The sequence below is a fragment of the Pseudoalteromonas sp. BSi20480 genome (genome assembly GCF_000241365.1).
GTDB lineage: Bacteria > Pseudomonadota > Gammaproteobacteria > Enterobacterales > Alteromonadaceae > Pseudoalteromonas > Pseudoalteromonas marina.
Genome location: NZ_BADX01000168.1, coordinates 21115 through 41353 on the forward strand (window position 1 = coordinate 21115; position 20239 = coordinate 41353).

The following is a 20239-nucleotide window of genomic DNA, read 5'->3' on the forward strand; positions in this document are numbered from 1 at the left end:
TTTTAACTCCTTTAATCAGCTTATAAAACTTCAATAGTGGAGTATCCACCACTTTGCTTACTTACATGAACTTGCGTGGCTACACGTTCGCTCATTTCGCTCACATGCGATATAACCCCTACTTTGCGGCCCTGTGCTTGCAACGAATCGAGCGCGTCCATAGCAACGCTGAGTGTTTCGCTATCTAACGTACCAAACCCTTCGTCAATAAACAAAGAGTTGATTTGTACTTTGTTTGACGAAAGGGATGCAAGCCCTAATGCCAGTGCTAGTGATACTAAAAACGATTCACCGCCAGAGAGTGTATTAACCGAGCGTTGTTCGTCGGCCATATCGCGGTCAATAATGGCAATATCGAGCGATTGCGCAATGGCTGTAAGCTCGTAGCGTTTATTAAGGGTTTTTAAGTGGCTATTAGCGTAATGCAGTAATATTTTTAGCGTTTGTGTTTGCGCTAAGTTACGCATGGTTTTACCGGTTGCATCGCCCAATACTTTATTAAGTAAGTGCCATTGTTCAACTCGCTTTTTAAGGGTGGCTAGCTCAGTTTGCTTACCCTCAAGTGCTTTGGCATTTTGATTGTGCTGTTCTATAGCAGTATTGGTGATAAGTAAGCTGTTTTGCTGCTCAGTTTGCTTTGCATTTAATGCCGCTAATTGCTCGGTGAGTTCAGTATGGTTTTGTGATGGCTTGTTGGTATTTTGGTGATCTGTATGCGCACTTTGTTGCTGTTTAAGCGCTGCATTTGCATCAGTAAGTGCAGCTGAAAGCTGCTCAAACTGGGTTAAATGGGCTTTAATTTGCTCACTGCTTAACGTTAGTAAAATTGTGATCTGCTCGTGCGTTGCCTCACTGTACTGGGCTTTAAAGTCGCTAAACCATTCGTTGTAGCGCTCTTCAAGTGTTTTAAGCTCCGTGCTTTGATCGGCTAAACGCAGCTCTGCGTTTTTAAGCTCAATTGCATGCTCGTCTCGTTTTTTTACAGCGTTATCGTAAGTTTGCTGGCTGTTAGTTAACTGAGCTTGGCATTGCTCAAGCTGGGCATTAATTTTTGTTTGGTAGTCGTTTACGCTTATTTGCTCGTTATTAAACAACCCAAGGCGCTCACTTTGGGTTGTATTTTTTAGCTGTTGAGCATTGTCTAAATCATCTTTTAGCGTTTTAAGTGCACTTTCGCTTTTAGTTATTAATGGCGTAAGCTGCTGTAATTGCTGATTGGCTGTGTCTATTTGTTTTTGACTTTGCTCAAGTTGCGCATATGTATGCTGATACAGCTCAACCTGTTGGCTTAAATCATTTAAGTTAAGCGAGCCAGTTTGCAGCTGTTGCCAAAAGTTGCTGTTTTCAAATTGTGCATTAAGTGTTGTAGCGAGCTCATTAATTTGCGACGTTAGCTCAGCGTGCTTTGTATTCACTTGGCTTAGTTTATTGGTTAGTTCACTGTTTAAATTATGCAATTGCTGTTGTGTTTGTTGCTCTGCTTTCAAGGCGTTTGTTTGCTGATTTACTTTTTCTTGCAAGGCTGTTTGCTGTTTTTGTGACTCAAAATAGTGAGACTTTTGGTTGCTGAGCTGGGCGTGGGTTTCATCAAGCTGCTGCTTTGTTAAATCGTTAAGCTCTGTACGCGTTCCTTGCATTGTTGTTTTAATTTCTAGCTGTTTTGCCTGTGCGCTTTGTATGGCCTGACTGTGCTGGGCGTGCTCAGTGACAAGTACAGCATGTTGTGTTTGATGCTGATGCAGCTTAGTTTGAGCGCTATCGTGTAGCTGTTTAGCCTGATTATAACTTGCTTCAAAATCGGCTATTAAGTTAATTAATTGCGGGCTTTGGCTGCTTGCATACGGGTGCTCTTTTGCCCCGCACACTACACATGGCTCGTTTGAAATAAGCTGAGTGCGTAAATGCTCTACGTTTTCGCTGGCACGCAGGCGTGCTTGGTTTAATGCGTATTCGCTGTGTTTAAGTGCTTGTTCGCATGAAGCTAAGCTTTGTTGCAATGTTGTTTGCGTTTGCTCACTGTTTACAAGTTTGGCTGCAACCGCCGCTTGTTGTTGTGAGCTGTGTTTTATTTCTTGATTAAACTGCTGGTAGCGCAAGCGCTGATCATTTAAATATTCAATATTTTTAAGTTTGCTATCGCATTGCTCAATATTGAATTGACGTAGTTGCTCACTTAATTGTTTGAGATCTTTCTTCTGATGCGCAAGTTGTTGTTCTTGTAGCTCTACTTTTTTAGTTTGATCTGCTAACTGTGTCGCGTGTTTAGTTTGCTCTTCTAGCAGCTGTTTGCTTTGAGAAGCGGTTGCCTTTATTTGCTCATTGGCACTTAAATACGTATTAAAGCTGTGTTGGTAAAAATTCCAATCATTCGCGAGCGGGTTAAGCTGCGTATGTTCAGTAAGCCATTGCTGATGCTGCGTATTTAGCTTAGTTGCTTCATCAAGCGCGGTTTGGCTGTGTTTAAACTGAATTTGTAATTCGCTAAGTTGTTGCTGCTCTTTATCACTTTGCTGACTAAGGCTAGTAATGCTTTGTGCGTGTATAGCAAGCTGACTGTCGAGCTCGCGGGCTTTTGCAATAATTGGCTCTGCAGATTGCTTTTGCTCTTGCGCTGTTTTTAATTCGCTTTGTTTGGTTTTAAGTGCCTTTGCTTGCTCTTCAATAAGCGTTTCATGGTCAATATTTTTTAAGTCACTTATTTGTTTATTTAGTGTGTTATTTTGCGCCGTTAAATACTCATGTCGTTTTCGGTTATCTTTTATCTCAAGTGCGCTTTGTGCTTGTTTTGCTTGTTCACTCTGTTGAGCAATTTTTGCAAGCTCGTTGGTAGCATGCTGCTGACTTTTTGTTGCCTCTTTAAGTGCTAGCTCAAGTGCACTTGCTTGCTTGTACCAATTTAGGTTTTGTTCTGTGCTTATTAGCGTTTTTTTAGTGTGTTCTATTTGCTGTTTTAGCTCATTAAGTGTGGTGTGTTTTATTGCTAATTCGTCTTCACTCAATAAGGTATAACTTGAAAGGCTTGCTTGTAGTAAATCAAACTTATCTTTTAACTCTTTGTTACGTTCAAAAATACGCTTACCAATCAGGCTAAATTTGTCGGTGCCCGTTAAGCACTCTAATAATTGCGCGCGTTCATCGCCAGTGGCTTTCAAAAACGCAGCAAATTCGTGCTGCGCTAATAATACCGCACGCGAGAATTGCTCAAAGCTTAGCCCTATTTTATTTTCTATTTGTTTTAAGGTTTGGCTTTTGTCGGCTATTAATGTTTCATCTGGTAGGGTAACTAACGTGTGCTCGGCGACTTTTAATTTACCGGTTACTTTTTTATGGGTGCGCTGTATAGAATAACGGGCGCGGTAAAGGTGTTTGTCTTGCCCTACAAAGTCAACCTCAGCAAAGCCTTCCCATTTTCCACGGCGTAATAAGTTACGCGCATCGTTTAATTTTATGCTGTCGCCATTAAAATCAATTAGGTTACCTTTATCGCCTTTTAGGCGTGCCGTTTTTGTATAAAGTGCTAAACAAATAGCATCTAAAAAGGTACTTTTACCCGCGCCGGTGTCGCCGGTTATTGCAAATAAGCCCGCATCTTTTAATGGGGCTTGAGTAAAGTCGATTTCGGCGTCTACTATTGATGCTAAGTTATGAATGCGTACTGCGGTTATTTTCATAGTTGGTCTTGCTCCGTCAGTTCACTTATTACATCGTTTAAAAGCACTTTTAGTTCATCGGGTACGTTCTGCCCTGCCATGTCTTTATCATTTGCAAAGGCTTGTTCTAATAAATTGAGCGGATTGAGCATTTCAACTTCACTTAAATCTTCAAATACTGTGTCGTTGTCGGTATGGGTTGTTTGTTCACGAACGCGTTCGATACCGCAAAATTTTACGTGCTTACCTTCTAGTGCTTGTTCTATTTGTTCTCTGAAGGTGGTGTCGGTATCACTTGATTTAAGTTTTACGCGTAAATAAGGGGCAATAGTATGTTGTGATGTATCGAGTGCTTTAATTTGTTCACATAAGTCATTCAGTGGCACACACTCCCCTTTTGGTAAAATAATAACGTCGGCCGAGCGCGGAATGTAAAGGGGGTTTACAGTTGTGCTAATACTCTGTTTTTTATCGCTTTTAAATTCGACAACATTAACTTGGTGAGTATAGTTACGCTCTGAAAACGACATGGGAATAGGCGTGCCGCTGTAGCGAATAGCCTCGTTTTTAGCAACTTGTTGCGCTTTGTGTAAATGCCCCAGTGCTACGTAGTCTGCCTTGTTACCAAATACACTGGCTGAAATAGACTCTTCACCACCAATCACTAAGTTGCGCTCTGAATCGCTTGATATGTCGCCGCCTTTAGCGTGTAAGTGCCCCATTACAATTAACGGTGATTTTTGCTCATTAATTTTATAGGCATGCTCTAAAGCAAGCTCATAGGCATTTGCAACGCCTTGTGCATAGCTAGGGCCGTTTTTTGTTTGGCTTAGTGAGCTGACATCGCTTGAGCGCAAAAAAGGCATAGCGACGATTACAGCGCGTTTATTATTAGTATTTATTTCTATAATAATATCGCCAGGCGCTGATACATCAAAACGCCCTACTACGTGGGTATCAAATTGAGCAAGTAAGGGCTGAGCCGCTAAAATACGATTTGCAGAGTCATGATTGCCAGCAATAATTACCACGTGCATGTGTGGGCAATGTTTTTTAGCGTCTTTTATAAACTGGTAAAGTTGGTTTTCGGCGCTGGCACTGGGTGTTGCCGTATGATAAATATCGCCTGCGACTAATAACAAATCTATTTGCTGCTCAACAAGTGTGGCAAGTAACCAGGTAAAAAATGCTTGATGCTCAACACGGCGGTCGTGTTCGTAAAATTGTTGGCCAAGGTGCCAATCGGAGGTATGAAGGACTTTCATGTCGCGCTCTTAAAAACCAGTAAGAGCGCCAATATACCCAAGGCTGCTAAAGATGCAAGCCTCAGTATAACTAAACAGTTAGCTTAAGCTGTACCAAATGCCAAAAATTACTGGCAAAGCAATCAATGCGATGAGTAGAGGTTTTTTTAACGTTTTAGTTTGTTTGGATTGTAGTCTTTTAAGTGCGTTAGTTTCGTTACAAGCAGCTACTTTATCAATGTAAAAATAACCTGAATCAAGGTACTGCTTACAGCTATTTTCGTTGGCTGGGATTGCAATTAGTTCTTGTTGTTTTTTTAGGATATAAAAATCCATGAGCCCACCGCATTTCTTACTTGTAATCGATAATATTTGAGGATAAATAGTCGTTATTTATTTGCCTCAAATAAAAAGGTGGGCGATTTTAAATACAAATGACTACAAAGATCAACCAAAAACTACGGTAATTTCAATTTATCGTACAAATAATTAAAATTAGTGAAAACACCGCAATATTTACGCCAATTATGAGCTGTTTTTTACTGTGTTTTTGTTCAGTGGTTAGCCGTTTTAGGGCATCTTCTTTGTTGCAGGCCGACACAATATCTACATAAGAATAATGGTCAGCTTTATAGCGCTCAAGTAGTTCTTTATCAGCAGGAATTGCGTCTAGTTTGTTTGCCTTTTTTACAATATAGAATTTCATAGCGTGGACCTTTAAAATCTCACTTAACTCCACTGTAATCTCATTTGATGAACTTGACCTGAAGTTGGCTAATACGTGAGTGTTTTAATGCTCTAGTCGGTTTAAAATTTGTAAACCCCCTTTACATTTTTAAATGAATTAAAATAGCTAACAAATTATTGTTATTTGTGCGTACAAAACTTTAGTGAATATCACCCTAAAAATAGGGTGTTTGGTCGCTATTTAATTGAAGAAAACGGCTACATTTGACACAGTATGATCACAAAATTATTTTAGGACTAACAATGAAAAAAATAAGTCTTACGCTTAGTGCTCTTTTATTGCCAATGGTAATGTCGGGTAGTGCTATTGCGTCTTCAGTTGAACAAACAAAAGGCTCGTTTGTTGATAAGTTTCGTCAGTTAGATGAAGCATTGCCGACACCAAATGTTTACCGCAGTGCTGCGGGAGAACCAGGTGAAAATTACTGGCAGCAAAAAGTTAACTACGATATTGACGTGAAGTTAGATGAAAAAAAGCGTCGTCTTAGTGCAAGCCAGAGCATTGAGTATAAAAATAACTCACCGCATACATTAAAATATTTATGGTTACAGTTAGACCAAAATATTTTTAAAAGTGATTCAATTGCTGAAACCACTAAAACCTTTAAAAGCACGTTACAAAGCCTGCCTGCGCAAAAGCCCGCAAAACTGAGCCTAGGGCAGTTACGTCGCCATCAATTTATGAGTGACAACGAACTTGGCTTTGCAATAAGCAATGTTAAAGACGAAGACGGTAAAGCACTACGTGTAACAATCGTAGATACATTAATGCGTATTGACTTGAATGAGCCGTTAAAGCCAGGTAAAGAAGTTGAGTTCAGCATGGACTTTGCGTTCAATATTGTTGAAGAAGATGCTGTTGGCGCACGCTCAGGTTATGAGCATTTTGAAAAAGATGGCAACGATATATTTTTACTTGCCCAGTGGTTTCCGCGTTTAGCGGCGTACACAGATTACGAAGCTTGGACGAATAAAGCCTTTTTAGGTTCGGGTGAGTTTACGCTTGAATTTGGCGATTACGACGTAGAAATTACAGTACCCGCTGATCACATTGTATCGGCGACGGGTAAGTTAGATAATCCAAGCAAGGTACTTACAAGCACGCAGCGTAAACGTTTAAAGCAATCTGAAACTGCTAAGCGTCCTGTGTTTATTGTGACCGAAGAAGAAGCACTCGAAAACGAAAAAGAAGGCACAGACAAAACGAAAACATGGCGATTTAAAGCCGACAATGTGCGTGATTTTGCATGGGCGTCTTCACGTAAATTTATGTGGGATGCAAAAGGTTACCAACAAGGCGGTGATGTTCAACCACTTGTTATGGCCATGTCTTTCTTCCCTAAAGAGGGCGGTGACTTATGGAAAAAGTATTCTACTGAATCTGTTGTGCACACAATGGAAGTGTATTCAAAGTATTCGTTTGATTACCCTTACCCAACTGCACAATCGGTAAATGGTCCGGTAGGTGGTATGGAATACCCAATGATTACTTTTAATGGTCCGCGTACTAAATTACAAGATGACGGTACACGCACCTATTCTCAGTCTGAAAAACGCTTTTTGATTGGCGTTGTGATTCATGAAGTTGGCCATATTTACTTCCCAATGATCGTTAACTCTGATGAACGTCAGTGGACGTGGATGGATGAAGGCTTAAATAGCTTTTTAGATGGTGTTGCTGGACGTGAATGGGATCCTACTATTCCGTGGGGTGTTGAGCCTCGTGATATTGTTTCGTATATGAAATCTGAAGTTCAGGTGCCTATTATGACGCAATCAGATAGCGTACTTCGCTTAGGCCCTAATGCTTACACTAAACCTGCTGCCGCGCTTAATATTTTACGTGAAGTGATTTTAGGCCGCGATTTATTCGACTTTGCATTTAAAGAGTACGCACAGCGCTGGAAATACAAGCGCCCTACCCCCGCTGATTTTTTCCGTACTATGGAAGAAGCGTCAGGTGTTGATTTAGATTGGTTTTGGCGCGGCTGGTTTTACACTACCGACCATGTAGATATCTCGTTAGATAAAGTGTATCAACTGCGTTTAGATACTAAAAATCCAGATATAGATTACAGCCGCCTACGTGATATTGAAGCTGACAAACCAACATCGTTATTTGTTGAGCGTAACCGTGCAGAAGGTAAAAAAACATGGGTTGAGAAAAACCCTGATATTACTGATTTTTATGACGAAAATGACCGTTTCACGGTAACGAATAAAGAGCGCAATGCGTACAACAAGTTTTTAAAAGGGCTTGAGCCGTGGGAGCGTAAAACGCTAGACCGTGCTTTAAGTGACGATCAAAACTATTACGTGATGGAATTTTCAAACTTAGGCGGTTTGGTGATGCCAATTTTACTTGAGCTCACGTATGAAGATGGCACTAAAGAAGAGCGTTACATTCCTGCTGAAATTTGGCGTCGTAATCATAAAAATGTACAAAAGCTTATAGTTACTGATAAAAATAAGCCGCTTGTATCAGTAAGTGTTGATCCACGCTGGGAAACTGCAGACGTTGATGTAGAAAATAATAACTACCCACGTCGTATTATTCCTTCACGTATTGAAGTATTTAAAAAGAGTAAGAGTAAAGCTAAAGTGAGTCGCGATATCATGCAAGATATTAAAACAGAGCTTAAAAGCGATGAGAAAAAAGACACAAAGGATGAAGTAGAGGAACAGCAATAATGCGTTTTTTGCTTATTGTTGTTTGCTTTTTAATTGCTGCGCCAAGTATGGCGCATCAATTAAAATCATCAGTAACGACTGTGCTTTTTAACAAAAGAACGCATAATGTTGAGCTTATGCATCGGTTTTACTTACACGATACTGAGCATGCTGTTAGCAGCTTATTTAAAGGTAAAATTGATATAATTAGCAATAAAACCGATCAACAACGCTTTGCCAAATATGTTGAGTCACATGTGGCTTTGCAAACATTAAATGGTGATGTTGTGCCGCTTAACTTTGTTGGCGCTCAGGTTGATGGTAAGTTTTTTTGGGTTTATCAAGAAGCGCCTATCCCAGAGGGAATTCAAGGGATAAAAATGAGCAATGGTGCGCTGCGTGATTTATGGCCATCACAAGTTAATATGGTGAACGTTGAAGGCAAAGGTAAAGTTAAAACCCTAAACTTTGCTCAGGATGATACCTGGCTTGAAGCTCGCTTTGAGGCTAACTAACTCATTGTTAATATAAAATACGCGCTTATTTAAGTGCGTATTTTATTACACTATTTAACGTGCGTTCATAATTGATCGGTAAAATACCAAGTTACGTAAAAAGTTGGGTTGTTTATATTTACCTTGTTTTGCGCAACATACAACTAGCTGCTAAGCTTTTGTTCATTGGTAGTTGCAGTGAAGTTACTGACCACCTCGCACTATTAATTTAAATATAATTAGTATTAATTGTTCCCACTTAAGGGTGTAAGCTCAGAGTATTTTTATGTTTGAAAAAAGCTCAACTAATTATTTTCACAAACAAGGATTGGTATGACGACTCAGGTAGAGGCTATCCATGGTGTTATTTTTGATTTAGATGGTACTTTGGTATCGTCAGAACTCGACTTCTCACTTATTAAAGCCCAAATTGGCTGTCCCGATAACGAAGATTTACTCGACTTTATTGCGCAACTTCCTTCTCCTTATATGCGCGAAGAGGCAATGAACATTGTTCACCAGCACGAATTATTAGATGCACAACATGCCACGTTGTTGCCAGGTGTAAGTGAAGCCATTTCACTATTAAATGACCGAAATATTCCTATGGCAATAGTGACGCGTAATTTTGACAAAGCCGCTGCACTTAAATTAAAAAATAACCCGCTTCCTATCAGTACAGTACTTACACGAAGTGACGCACCAGCAAAACCCGATCCAAGTGCATTAAATGCTATTGCTACGCTTTGGAATATTAGCGCAGATAACCTATTGTACGTAGGCGATTACTTATACGATATTCAAGCTGCACACAATGCTAATATGCGTGCCTGCTTATATGCTCCCAATGAAACGCCTCCTTATGCTGATCAAGCTGATTATGTGTTGCATGATTTTTACGATTTGGTTGCTTTAGTTGAAAGCTACTCCAAAAAAGTAGAGTTATGTTAAATTGGCGCTTTATTAGCTTTAGTAAATTTACCTCTCATAATATGGGCGCTCATTCACTAAGGTTTACTAGCCCAATACGTTTTGAATTGGTAAAATAATAAAAAATGTAATGTATTTATTAGAGGCACAAAATGGGTAGAGCATTTGTAGTTCGTCAAAGTTCTATGATCAAAACAGCTAATGCAAAAACAAAAGTAAACTCAAAGTACGGTAAAGAGATTTACGTTGCTGCTAAAAATGGTGAACCCGATCCTGAAGTAAATCAAACTTTGCGTCGTCTAATCGAAAAAGCTAAAAAAGACCAAGTTCCTGCGCACGTTATCGAAAAAGCAATAGAGAAAGCCGCCGGTGGAGCAGGGGAGGATTACTCGGTTGCTCGCTACGAAGGCTATGGGCCTGGTAATTGTATGGTGATTGTTGACTGCTTAACTGATAACCCTAACAGAACCATCAAAGATGTGCGTTTACCGTTTACTAAAACTGATTCAAAAATAGGGACGCCTGGTTGTGTAGCCCATATGTTTGATCATTATGCAGTATTAGGCTTTGCAGGCGATGACGATGAAGTTGTTTTAGAAGCGCTAATGATGGCCGACGTTGACGTTGCTGACGTAGAAGCTGAAGATGGAAAAATTTCGGTTTTTGCACCGCCTACAGAATACTTTAAGGCTAAAACAGCTCTTGAAGACGCATTTGAAGGTATTAACTTTGAGGTAGACGAAATTACTTTTATCCCTCAAGTTAATATTGAAATTGATGATGAAGAGGTTATTGCTAACTTCGATAAATTTATAAATATGCTTGAAGACTGTGATGACGTACAAAATGTGTATCACAATGCAATTATAAAAAAATAATTTTAACGTCGTTTTTTATTAGCAAATAGAAATTAAAAAGACGTGTTTTGTGTATACAAAACAACGCTTTTTTGTTATTTACAGAAATGTTAGGTATTCATAGAGGTTATTGATTTATGTGTTTCTATTTTAAAATGAGTTGTTTTAATTATGTTTAAACACATTTTTATGAATATTGGTGTGCTTATTTGTTGATTTAAAAATAAAAAACCAGCCCTAAGGCTGGTTTTGACACGAAATAAACAATTAAGATACAGCGTTAAACATTTGGAGTGTATTAACTTTGCTGTAACTTATACTGTATACGGTAGCTATGTAATAACGGTTCAGTATAGCCACTAGGTTGTGTTGTTCCTTCAAGTACTAAGGCGAGGGCTGCTTGAAACGCAATACTATTTTTTAGTGTTTCAGGGCTGCTTGCCATTGGGGTATAGGCTTTATCGTGTTCGTTTTGGCCGTCTACTACCTTGGCCATTTTTGCCATAGTGGAAGTAATTTGCTCTTGTGTACATATGCCATGTAATAACCAGTTAGCCATATGTTGACTAGATATTCTAAGTGTTGCTCTGTCTTCCATTAGCCCTATATGGTTAATATCGGGTACTTTAGAGCAGCCCACACCTTGGTCTATCCAGCGTACTACGTAACCCAAAATACCCTGTGCATTGTTTTCAAGTTCGCTTTGTATATCTTCTTTAGAGAGTGTTGACGTATCTTGCATAAGTGGCGGAGTAAGTAAGTCGTCAAGGCTTGCTATTGTACGCTCAGCAATTGCGTGTTGCTCAGTAAAAACATTAACATCATGGTAGTGCATAGCATGAAGCGTTGCGGCAGTAGGAGAGGGCACCCAAGCTGTATTAGCACCCGATTTAGGGTGTGCTAACTTTTGCTCCATCATCAGCGCCATTTTGTCAGGCATAGGCCACATGCCTTTGCCTATTTGAGCTTTTTGGCTTAATCCACAGGCAAGGCCAATATCTACGTTGCGATCTTCGTAAGCACTTATCCAAGGCTGTTGTTTTATTTCAGCTTTAGGGAGCGCAACACCTGCTTGCATTGAGGTGTGAATTTCATCGCCTGTACGGTCTAAAAAGCCGGTGTTAATAAATACAACACGTTGTTTTGCTTCATTTATACATGCTTTTAAGTTTACAGATGTACGGCGTTCTTCATCCATAATACCCATTTTTAAGGTGTTTTTAGGTAAGTTTAAGGCTTCTTCTACATGGGTAAATAGTGTGCTTGTAAAAGCAACTTCTTCTGGGCCATGCATTTTAGGTTTTACAATATTAATGCTCTGCGCGCTGCTGTTTTTTACGCCAGAATTTTTATTTAAGTCGTGGAGGGCGGCTGTGGCGGTAAACATTGCATCCATTATACCTTCAAAAACAGGCTCGCCATAAACGTCTGTAATAGCTGGGTTTGTCATTAAGTGGCCCACGTTTCTTACAAACATCATGCTTCGGCCTTTAAGCGTTATGGTACCGCCATCAATGGAAGTATACGTTTTGTCGCTTTGCAACGTACGTTCTACAACTTTGTCGCCTTTTTTAAACGATTCGACCAAGTTACCTTGCATTAAACCAAGCCAGTTTTTGTAAACTTGCACTTTATCTTGTGCATCTACGGCGGCTACAGAATCTTCACAATCCATAATAGTAGTTAGGGCTGCTTCAAGTACCACATCTTTTAAACCCGCTTTGTCAGCTTGGCCAATAATATGATGGTGATCTATCTGTAATTCTATATGTAAGCCATTGTTTTTAAGTAATACAACGCTTGGGTTTTGGGCTTCGCCCTGGTAGCCAATTAACTGAGATGGGTCAGCTAAAGTGGTTTGAGAGCTGTCACGCAGCGTAATAACTAATGCGCCGTTTACAACAGAATAATTGGTGCTTTCAATATGTGAGCCGTTTTCAAGTGGCAGTGCTTTGTCTAAAAACTGGCGTGCGTATGCCATTACTTTAAAGCCACGAACCGGATTATAGGTAGTGCCTTTTTCTGCCCCGTCATCTTCACTTAACACATCTGTGCCATATAAGGCGTCGTATAACGAGCCCCAACGTGCGTTAGCTGCATTAAGTGCAAAGCGTGCGTTACTTACTGGAACAACTAACTGTGGGCCTGCTGTAACCGCTATTTCGGGTTCAACCTGTTGTGTTTCAATTTTAAAATTTGCAGGCTCTGGCACTAGGTAGCCAATGTCACTTAAAAAACGTTGGTATTGCTTGCTATCCCACGTTTTATTTGCAATGTGGTACTGATCAATTTGCTGTTGCAGCTGTTCTCGCTTAGCCAGCAACGCTTTATTTATTGGCGTGAGCGTTTGAACAATCTTTGCAAAGCTTTGCCAAAATTGTTGTTCTGATAAGTGTGTACCAGGTAATAGTTTAGTTTTAACAAAGTCAGCAAGCTCTAAATCTACGCTGAGTCCTGAATGTGTGAGAGTGTGGGTCATAATTGCCTTCCTTAAACGGTCGCCATAGTATTTGTGCGTTTGAGCAACAATAACGTAAAAAAGCCATGTTGAGTGTGTTTTTGATATTCACAAAAAATATAGTCGTAATAAAAACTATAAATTTACTAAATCTAAAAATAAGCCTAATGTTGAATTAAGCGCTACGGAGCACTAGCAACGTTGCCACTCTCACAACATTAAATTATTTATATACCCGTTCGAAGGACTTTATTATGACAACATATCAACGCGAAACCGACACACTTTCTACTTTATGCCAATCTCAAGGTAATGCATGGCAGGCAATTAACCCAGAGTATGCAACTCGCATGCGTTTACAAAATCGCTTTCGTACTGGGATAGAGATTGCACAATACACAGCTGACGTAATGCGTGAAGATATGGCAGCTTACGATAAAGATACAAGCCAGTACACACAGTCTTTAGGATGTTGGCATGGATTTACTGCCCAGCAAATGATGATGGCTATTAAACGCCACCAAAAAACAACTAAACGTAGTTATGTTTACTTAAGTGGTTGGATGGTTGCTGCACTTCGCTCTGCGTTTGGTCCGTTACCTGACCAAAGTATGCACGAAAAAACATCTGTTCCAGCGCTTATTGAAGAAATTTATACATTCTTAAAGCAAGCCGATGCCCGTGAGCTTGACCACTTATTTAATGACCTAGATGAAGCAAAAGCGAATGGCGGCAACGTTCAAGCTGTGCTTGATAAAATTGACAACTTTGAAACACATGTTGTGCCAATTATTGCTGATATTGATGCAGGTTTTGGTAACGAAGAGGCAACTTACCTACTTGCTAAAAAAATGATTGAAGCAGGTGCATGTGCTATTCAAATCGAAAACCAAGTATCTGATGCCAAACAATGTGGTCACCAGGCGGGTAAAGTAACCGTGCCTCACGAAGACTTTTTAGCAAAAATTAATGCGGTTCGTTATGCATTCTTAGAGCTAGGTATCGACAACGGTATTATTGTTGCGCGTACTGATTCGTTAGGTGCAAGCTTGACTCAAAAAGTACCGGTATCACAAACGCCAGGTGATTTAGCAAGCCAGTACAATGCCTTTTTAGAGACTACACCTATTAATGGCGTAGAGGACTTAAACGAAGGTGATACGGCAATGAAAATCAACGGTGAACTGTGTAAACCTACTCGCCTTGAAAATGGCCTATACCAGTTCCGTGAAGGAACAGAGAAAGACCGCGTAGTACTTGACTGTGTAACTAGCCTACAATCTGGCGCTGATTTATTGTGGATTGAAACAGAAAAGCCACACGTAAAACAAATTGCTGAGCTTGTAAACCGTGTTAAAGAGCAAGTACCAAATGCTAAACTAGTGTACAACAACTCACCTTCGTTTAACTGGACGCTTAAGTTCCGTGAGCAAGTGTACCAAGAGTGGCAAGAAGCGGGTCGCGATTTGAGCGCTTACCCAAGCCTTGGTGATAACAAAGGCCTAATGGCACCAGAAATGGATGCAACAGAGCTTGCAGCCGCAGCTGATGTATTGGTACAAAATTTCCAACGTGATGGTGCACGTGAAGCGGGTATCTTCCACCACTTAATTACGCTGCCTACTTACCATACTGCAGCACTTAGCACAGATATTTTATCAGAAGGTTACTTTGGTGACTTAGGTATGCTTGCTTATGTACGTGATGTACAACGCCAAGAAATTCGCCGTGAACAAGCATCTGTTAAACACCAAGACCTGGCAGGTTCTAACATTGGTGATACACACAAAGAGTACTTCTCTGGTGATAACGCGTTAAAAGCCGGTGGTGAAGATAACACCATGAACCAGTTCTAAAAATTTCTAGATAGTGTTACTCAAGGGCCGTAAGGCCCTTTTTTTTATGTGTCATAAATATTTTTACTGCACTCACTAATAGTAAAGCCTTTATTAGTGTTAAAAGCGGATAGTGTATGAGAAATAAAACTTACAGTAGGTTACTTAGTTAGTTGAGATCAGGTTTTAACCAACTATAGATATGCGGATCACGTTTTAACTAGCTAACCGAATTTGTAGATCAGAGTTTAACTAACCCTTTAATAAAAGCGTTTTGTAAGTGCTTTTTTGCTGTAAAGGGGCCTTAAAGAGCTATTAAAGTAATCAAAAACGTTATTTTTTGTTTTTTTTGGTGTTTAAATTCGATTTATAAACCGATTTTTTACTAACGTATACCTTTCACAAAACAAAATTTTACCAACTGAAAGGCTATAAACAGTGACTCAAACCGATTTTTTACTAACTCAAACTATAAAAAAGCTATAAACCGAAATTTTACTAACTGAGAAATAGACTAAGTCCGATATTTAATATGCCCTAAAAGTGTAAAGGGGGTTTACACTTTGCACATACGTAAAAGCCACTTTTAAAAAGTGGCTTTTAGTAATTTAATTAATGTAACGCTATTTACTGTGCTTATCAAACCACCATTGAATGTAAGCAACTTTAGTCATTAAATTAGAAGGGCGAGCTGTAATACCATGCGATGCATCTGGTATGCGAACCATCGCGGTGTCAACACCTTGTAATTTTAGTGCTTGGTAGTATTGCTCTGTTTCAGAAATAGGTGTGCGGTAGTCTGCTTCACCTGTAAGCAGCATTGTGGGTGTAGTAACATTACCTACATAACTAATTGGCGAACGTTTCATGTAATGCGCTATGTGATCCCATGGTTTGCCTGGGAACCAGTAATCAGCAAAAAATGGATAAAAGTCGGCAGTTAGTACAAAGCTGATCCAATTTATAACAGGTTTAGCAACAACAGCTGCAGCAAATCGATCTGTATGTCCAACAATCCATGCTGTTAGTACACCTCCGCCAGAACCACCGGTAACAAATAGTTTAGACTCATCAATAAACCCTTTTTTAATAAGCGCATCAACCCCAGACATTAAGTCATCAAAGTCATTACTTGGGTAATTATGATGAATGGTTTGTGCAAACTCTTTCCCATACGAATCACTTCCGCGCGGGTTCATGTATAACACCACATTACCTTTTGCTGCAAAAAGCTGAACTTCGGCACTAAAGTGAGGGCCATAATTAGCGACCGGCCCGCCGTGAATTTCGAGCACTAGAGGATACTTTTTAGATTTATCAAACCCTGGCGGGTAAGCAATCCATCCTTGAATAGGTAATTGGTCGTGGCTTGATTTAAGCCAAATCTCTTCCACTTTTGCCAATTGTTTATCACCTAGCGCATCGTTATTAAGCGTGGTTAAGCGCTGAGTTTTACCGCGTTTAATGCTCGCTACATCCGCAGGGCGTTGAGTGTCAGCAAGTGTAAACGCGATATCGCCGTTGCTGCTTACATCAAAATCTCCGCCTGAGTATGGTCGTCCAAATGCTACACTGCCAATTTGTTCGGTGATCACTTTACGCTTGCCACTTCGAGGTTGATAAGCAAGGGTAGTTTGACCTTCATTGGCATAGCTAAAGTAAACCCCTTTAGAGTTTGCAGCCCATTTTATTTTGCCCAACGCTTCTATCAAAATTGGGGGTTAAGCTTTTGGTGTTACCCGTTTTTAAATCACGAATGTAAAGTTGAGTATTTTCGTAGTTAGTGCGTTTATCGTCATATCCTGTATACGCAAGGTAACGACCATCAGGAGAGACTTTGGGTTGTTGATCTGGGCCATTTCTATTTGTTACAGCTTCAATGGCTAATGTATTAAGGTTTAGCTTATACACTTCGCTGTTTGTAGGCTTGAGTTCACCATTTTTATGCCTATTGGCTGAGTAGTAAAGTAAGCTGCCATCTTTGCTAAAGCTGACATCGCCTGCGTTATCAAATTCATCGCTAGTAAGTTGCTTAGCATTTCCGCCATTAGCATCAAGAGTAAATAATTGATTAAAGCCTTTTTGCGAGTATCCACCACCATCAGCTCGATAGTATACGTCATCAATAAATTTAGCTGGCTCTGCCCACGTTGCGCCTTTCGGTTTTCCTGGCAAATTAACCGGTGGCGTGTTTTTACTTGGTACAAACATGCTGAATACAAGCTGGCTTGAATCGGGGCTCCAACTAATAGCGCGAGGGCTACTGGTTAAATTACTTATTTTGGCAATGGCACCGGTTTTAAGCCACTTCATATAAATTTGGCTGCTGCCATCGCGGGTAGATATAAAAGCAAGGCGCTGCCCATCTGGAGAAAGTACCGGCGAGTAATCCATATGAACGCCTGAAGTGAGCGGCTGCATTTGTTTGGTTTTGTAATCAACAGACCAAATGTTTCCCACTTTTCGGTCTGTTTTTATATCCATGCGGTTTCGCACAAAGTAAACGGTTTTTCCGTCGTCAGTAATATCTATTTGATTTGCATATTCTAAATCAAATACATCTTGAAGTTGCAATGTGTGTGTATTGTCGTTTGCGCTGGCCAAATGGCTTGCGCTTAATATAAAACTAAGTGCTAAAAGTTGTTTCATTATTAATCCCTGTTGTTAACTTATGTACAGTTATAAGTGAGGGATTATTAAATTAACAGTGCAATGCGATGAAGCTCATATTTAACTCTATGGGTGTATTTAACAAGTTGGGGTAAAAAGCTGTAAAGGGGGTTTACAGCTTTCGTATATTACTAAAGGTCAGTCACACAGTGCTTTTATTTCTTTAATGAGTTCAATTGCATCGTTATTGTCTCCATGCACACATAAACTATGTGCATTAAGCATAAGTTGCTTACCTGAGCGTGTGGTTACACTACCTGTTTGTAAGAGCTGTTTGACCTGTGCAAGTATGGCCGGTTTATCATGCACGCTGCCATCAAGTTTGCGAGAGACCAAAAAGCCCTCATCAGTGTATTGCCTATCTGCAAATGCTTCGAGTACCAGTTCTACATTAAACTGTTTAGCTAACTGGATGTGTTTATCTGCTTGATTAGTCGCTAAAATCATCAGCTTTAGTTTACTAGGGTAGCTCGCGACAGCAGATAATATGGTCGCTAATACGTCGTTGTTAGCCATCATATCGTTATAAAGTGCACCATGTGGTTTTACATAGCTTAACTCAAGCCCCTGTATTTTTGCCATGCCTTCAAGCGCTGCTATCTGATACTGAATACAATTAGTTAGTTCGCTTTTTGTTAACGCCATAGAACGTCGTCCAAATCCTTGAAGATCAGGGTAACTGGGATGCGCGCCTACCGTTACGTTGTTTTTTTTAGCTAACGTTAATGTTGTTGCTATTACATCAGGGTCACCGCCGTGAAAACCACAAGCAATGTTCGCCATATTAATATGAGGCATAACTTGATCATCTAGCCCCATTTTCCATGAACCAAAGCTTTCGCCCAAATCACAATTTAATTTCATGTTAATTGCCTTTTTGCGGTTTAATTGTAACAGGCAAGGTGCCATTGGCAGTGGCTTGCCCAACTATTACTTTAGCGAGTGCGGTAAACGCTGGGCCTGAAACACGTTCGTGCGTGTCTATATCAATATTGTAAGCATAAGAGGCCAGTACACTGTGAGCATAGTCGCCAAATTTAGCAATGTCGTAAGGAGCCCTCAAACTTATAAATACAGTACGCTTATTAAATTTGTTAGCCATGGCAAGCAGTGACTCAAGCGCTTGTGGCTGTTCGCGCGTATTAAGCGCAAAATTAGGGTCATCTTTTAAATCATCCATGCCACCAATTTCAACCGCGCTTTGATTGGGCGTGGCATTACCCGCTATAACAATATCAGCTGTTTTAATGCTCTGGGTTGCTTGTGCTGGGTCAAACCCTTGTAAGCTGCTGCAGCTGAACGTAATAGATGATGAACTTGCAGATTCAATTGCTTGCTGCATAGCCATACATTTACGGGTGTCGGGCATAATAATATGAATATGTTGGCCATCATTTAAATTTAGTGGCAATGTGTTTTCTGTGTTTTTTACCTGTGTTATTGCTGCTAAAGCAAGCTCAGCTTCTATTTTTCTGTGTTGTTTATTGCCTATTATACTTTTTGCATTAACTACTGCATTAATAGGGTCAAACTCAGTAGATAACTCAAATGCATTTTTAAGCGAAATAATACGCGCAGCCGATTGTGTTATTTCTTGCTCATCTAACTGATTTGACTCGACAGCATGAACTAACGATTTAATAAGCTCATCAAGCTTTTTTATATCATCGGGCGTTCTTATTTCTATAGGCATAAGCGCAATATCAACGCCGGCTAAAAATGTATTTATAACAGCTTGAATGGGTGTGAAAAACTGACTAATACCTGCCATATCAAGTGCGTCGGTAACCACTACGCCTTTATAGTTAAGCTCACCTCTTAAAATGTCGGTAATAATAGTGCGCGACATAGTGGCGGGTTTAATCATTGTTTTGCCTTCTACAGAGACAAAGGTTGAGTTATCAAGCGCAGGATATTGTATGTGCGCTGTCATGATCATACCGGGATTTTGCTTAGCAATAATGTGTTTAAAAGGGGCTAAATCTTGTTCGTAAATGGTACTTTTTGAGTGGGCAACGTTAGGGAGTCCTGTGTGGCTATCAACGTGAGTATCGCCATGTCCCGGAAAATGTTTGAGCGATGTAATTATGCCATTGCTCTCAAACCCAGCAACTTGTGCTGCGCCAAGTTCACTCACTCGTTGTGGGTTCTCACCAAACGAGCGTACATTTATAACGGGGTTGTCTGGGTTCATATTCACATCAATGGTGGGTGCATAATTTACATTGATCCCCAGAGCTGTTAGCTCATTGGCAATAACCGTTGCTGATTTAGTAGCAAAGTCAACGCCGTGCTGTTTATAGGTTGCACCAATAGACATATTGCCCGTGAATGACGTTGCAATATCACGCGGCAGACGCGCAACTCTTCCGCCCTCTTGGTCTATTGATATAAATAGTGGCAGTTTACTTAAAGATTTACTGGCAGCCACTTGAAGTTGATGGCTAAGTGTAATGGTTTGTTCAATTGACTGAGTGTTTTCTGAAAATAATATAACGCCACCAATATTATAGTCGCTGATTACGCGCGCTAATGACTCTGGTAGCTTTGTCATTGGTGTTCTGCAATGTTGACCAGTGCCTTGTTCACAAAAATAGCGAAAATCGAGCATTAACTTTTGCCCTAGTTTTTGCTCAAGAGAAAGAGCCGGTTTTGCAACCGCTTTAATTGATGGCATTAAGCAC

The 20239-nt window shown here is 40.1% G+C and carries 12 protein-coding genes and 1 pseudogene; 5 read left to right on the forward strand and 8 right to left on the reverse strand.

Annotated features, from left to right (window positions below; genetic code table 11):
- Positions 1-20: 20 nt before the first annotated feature.
- The 4 genes from P20480_RS01070 to P20480_RS01055 all read right to left on the reverse strand — a co-directional run bounded on the left by P20480_RS01070 (position 21) and on the right by P20480_RS01055 (position 5600).
- A complete protein-coding gene (locus tag P20480_RS01070) occupies positions 21-3671 on the reverse strand; it encodes an AAA family ATPase (protein ID WP_008132884.1) in 3651 nt (1216 codons plus the stop codon).
- Entirely contained in the window at positions 3668-4915 is a 1248-nt protein-coding gene (locus P20480_RS01065; RefSeq protein ID WP_008132885.1) for an exonuclease SbcCD subunit D, read from the reverse strand. The genes P20480_RS01070 and P20480_RS01065 overlap by 4 nt, the downstream gene beginning before the upstream one ends.
- A gap of 78 nt (positions 4916-4993) precedes the next feature.
- A complete protein-coding gene (locus P20480_RS01060; protein ID WP_006793303.1) occupies positions 4994-5230 on the reverse strand; it encodes a hypothetical protein in 237 nt (78 codons plus the stop codon).
- A gap of 133 nt (positions 5231-5363) precedes the next feature.
- Positions 5364-5600, reverse strand: coding sequence for a hypothetical protein (locus P20480_RS01055; RefSeq protein ID WP_008132886.1), 237 nt, complete (start codon positions 5598-5600; stop codon positions 5364-5366).
- 284 nt (positions 5601-5884) lie between these two features.
- Between P20480_RS01055 and P20480_RS01050 the strand changes: the two genes are divergently transcribed.
- From P20480_RS01050 to P20480_RS01035, 4 genes are all read left to right on the forward strand, one after another.
- Positions 5885-8332, forward strand: a complete 2448-nt coding sequence (locus P20480_RS01050) for a M1 family metallopeptidase (RefSeq protein WP_008132887.1) — start codon at positions 5885-5887, stop codon at positions 8330-8332.
- Positions 8332-8826 carry a DUF6702 family protein gene (locus P20480_RS01045; protein ID WP_006793306.1) on the forward strand — a complete coding sequence of 165 codons (495 nt, stop codon included), beginning with the start codon at positions 8332-8334 and terminating at the stop codon, positions 8824-8826. The genes P20480_RS01050 and P20480_RS01045 overlap by 1 nt, the downstream gene beginning before the upstream one ends.
- Positions 8827-9138: 312 nt before the next feature.
- Positions 9139-9756 carry an HAD family hydrolase gene (locus P20480_RS01040; protein WP_008132888.1) on the forward strand — a complete coding sequence of 206 codons (618 nt, stop codon included), beginning with the start codon at positions 9139-9141 and terminating at the stop codon, positions 9754-9756.
- A gap of 131 nt (positions 9757-9887) precedes the next feature.
- Positions 9888-10613 (forward strand): YebC/PmpR family DNA-binding transcriptional regulator, encoded by a 726-nt coding sequence (locus P20480_RS01035; protein ID WP_008132889.1) that lies wholly within the window; start codon positions 9888-9890, stop codon positions 10611-10613.
- 277 nt (positions 10614-10890) lie between these two features.
- Here P20480_RS01035 and P20480_RS01030 read toward each other — a convergent pair whose 3' ends face one another.
- Entirely contained in the window at positions 10891-13071 is a 2181-nt protein-coding gene (locus tag P20480_RS01030; protein ID WP_008132891.1) for a malate synthase G, read from the reverse strand.
- Between the two features lie 233 nt (positions 13072-13304).
- Here P20480_RS01030 and P20480_RS01025 point away from each other — a divergent pair, with 233 nt between their 5' ends.
- Complete coding sequence (locus P20480_RS01025) at positions 13305-14906, forward strand: isocitrate lyase (RefSeq protein ID WP_008132893.1); 1602 nt, start codon at positions 13305-13307, stop codon at positions 14904-14906.
- Between the two features lie 602 nt (positions 14907-15508).
- Here the strand turns inward: P20480_RS01025 and P20480_RS18855 are convergent.
- The 3 genes and pseudogenes from P20480_RS18855 to P20480_RS01015 all read right to left on the reverse strand — a co-directional run bounded on the left by P20480_RS18855 (position 15509) and on the right by P20480_RS01015 (position 20232).
- Positions 15509-17534, reverse strand: a pseudogene (locus P20480_RS18855) (S9 family peptidase).
- A 159-nt stretch (positions 17535-17693) separates the two neighbouring features.
- Complete coding sequence (locus P20480_RS01020; protein WP_008132898.1) at positions 17694-18419, reverse strand: 5-oxoprolinase subunit PxpA; 726 nt, start codon at positions 18417-18419, stop codon at positions 17694-17696.
- 1 nt (position 18420) lies between these two features.
- Entirely contained in the window at positions 18421-20232 is a 1812-nt protein-coding gene (locus tag P20480_RS01015) for a glycoside hydrolase family 3 protein (protein WP_008132900.1), read from the reverse strand.
- Positions 20233-20239 lie beyond the last annotated feature (7 nt).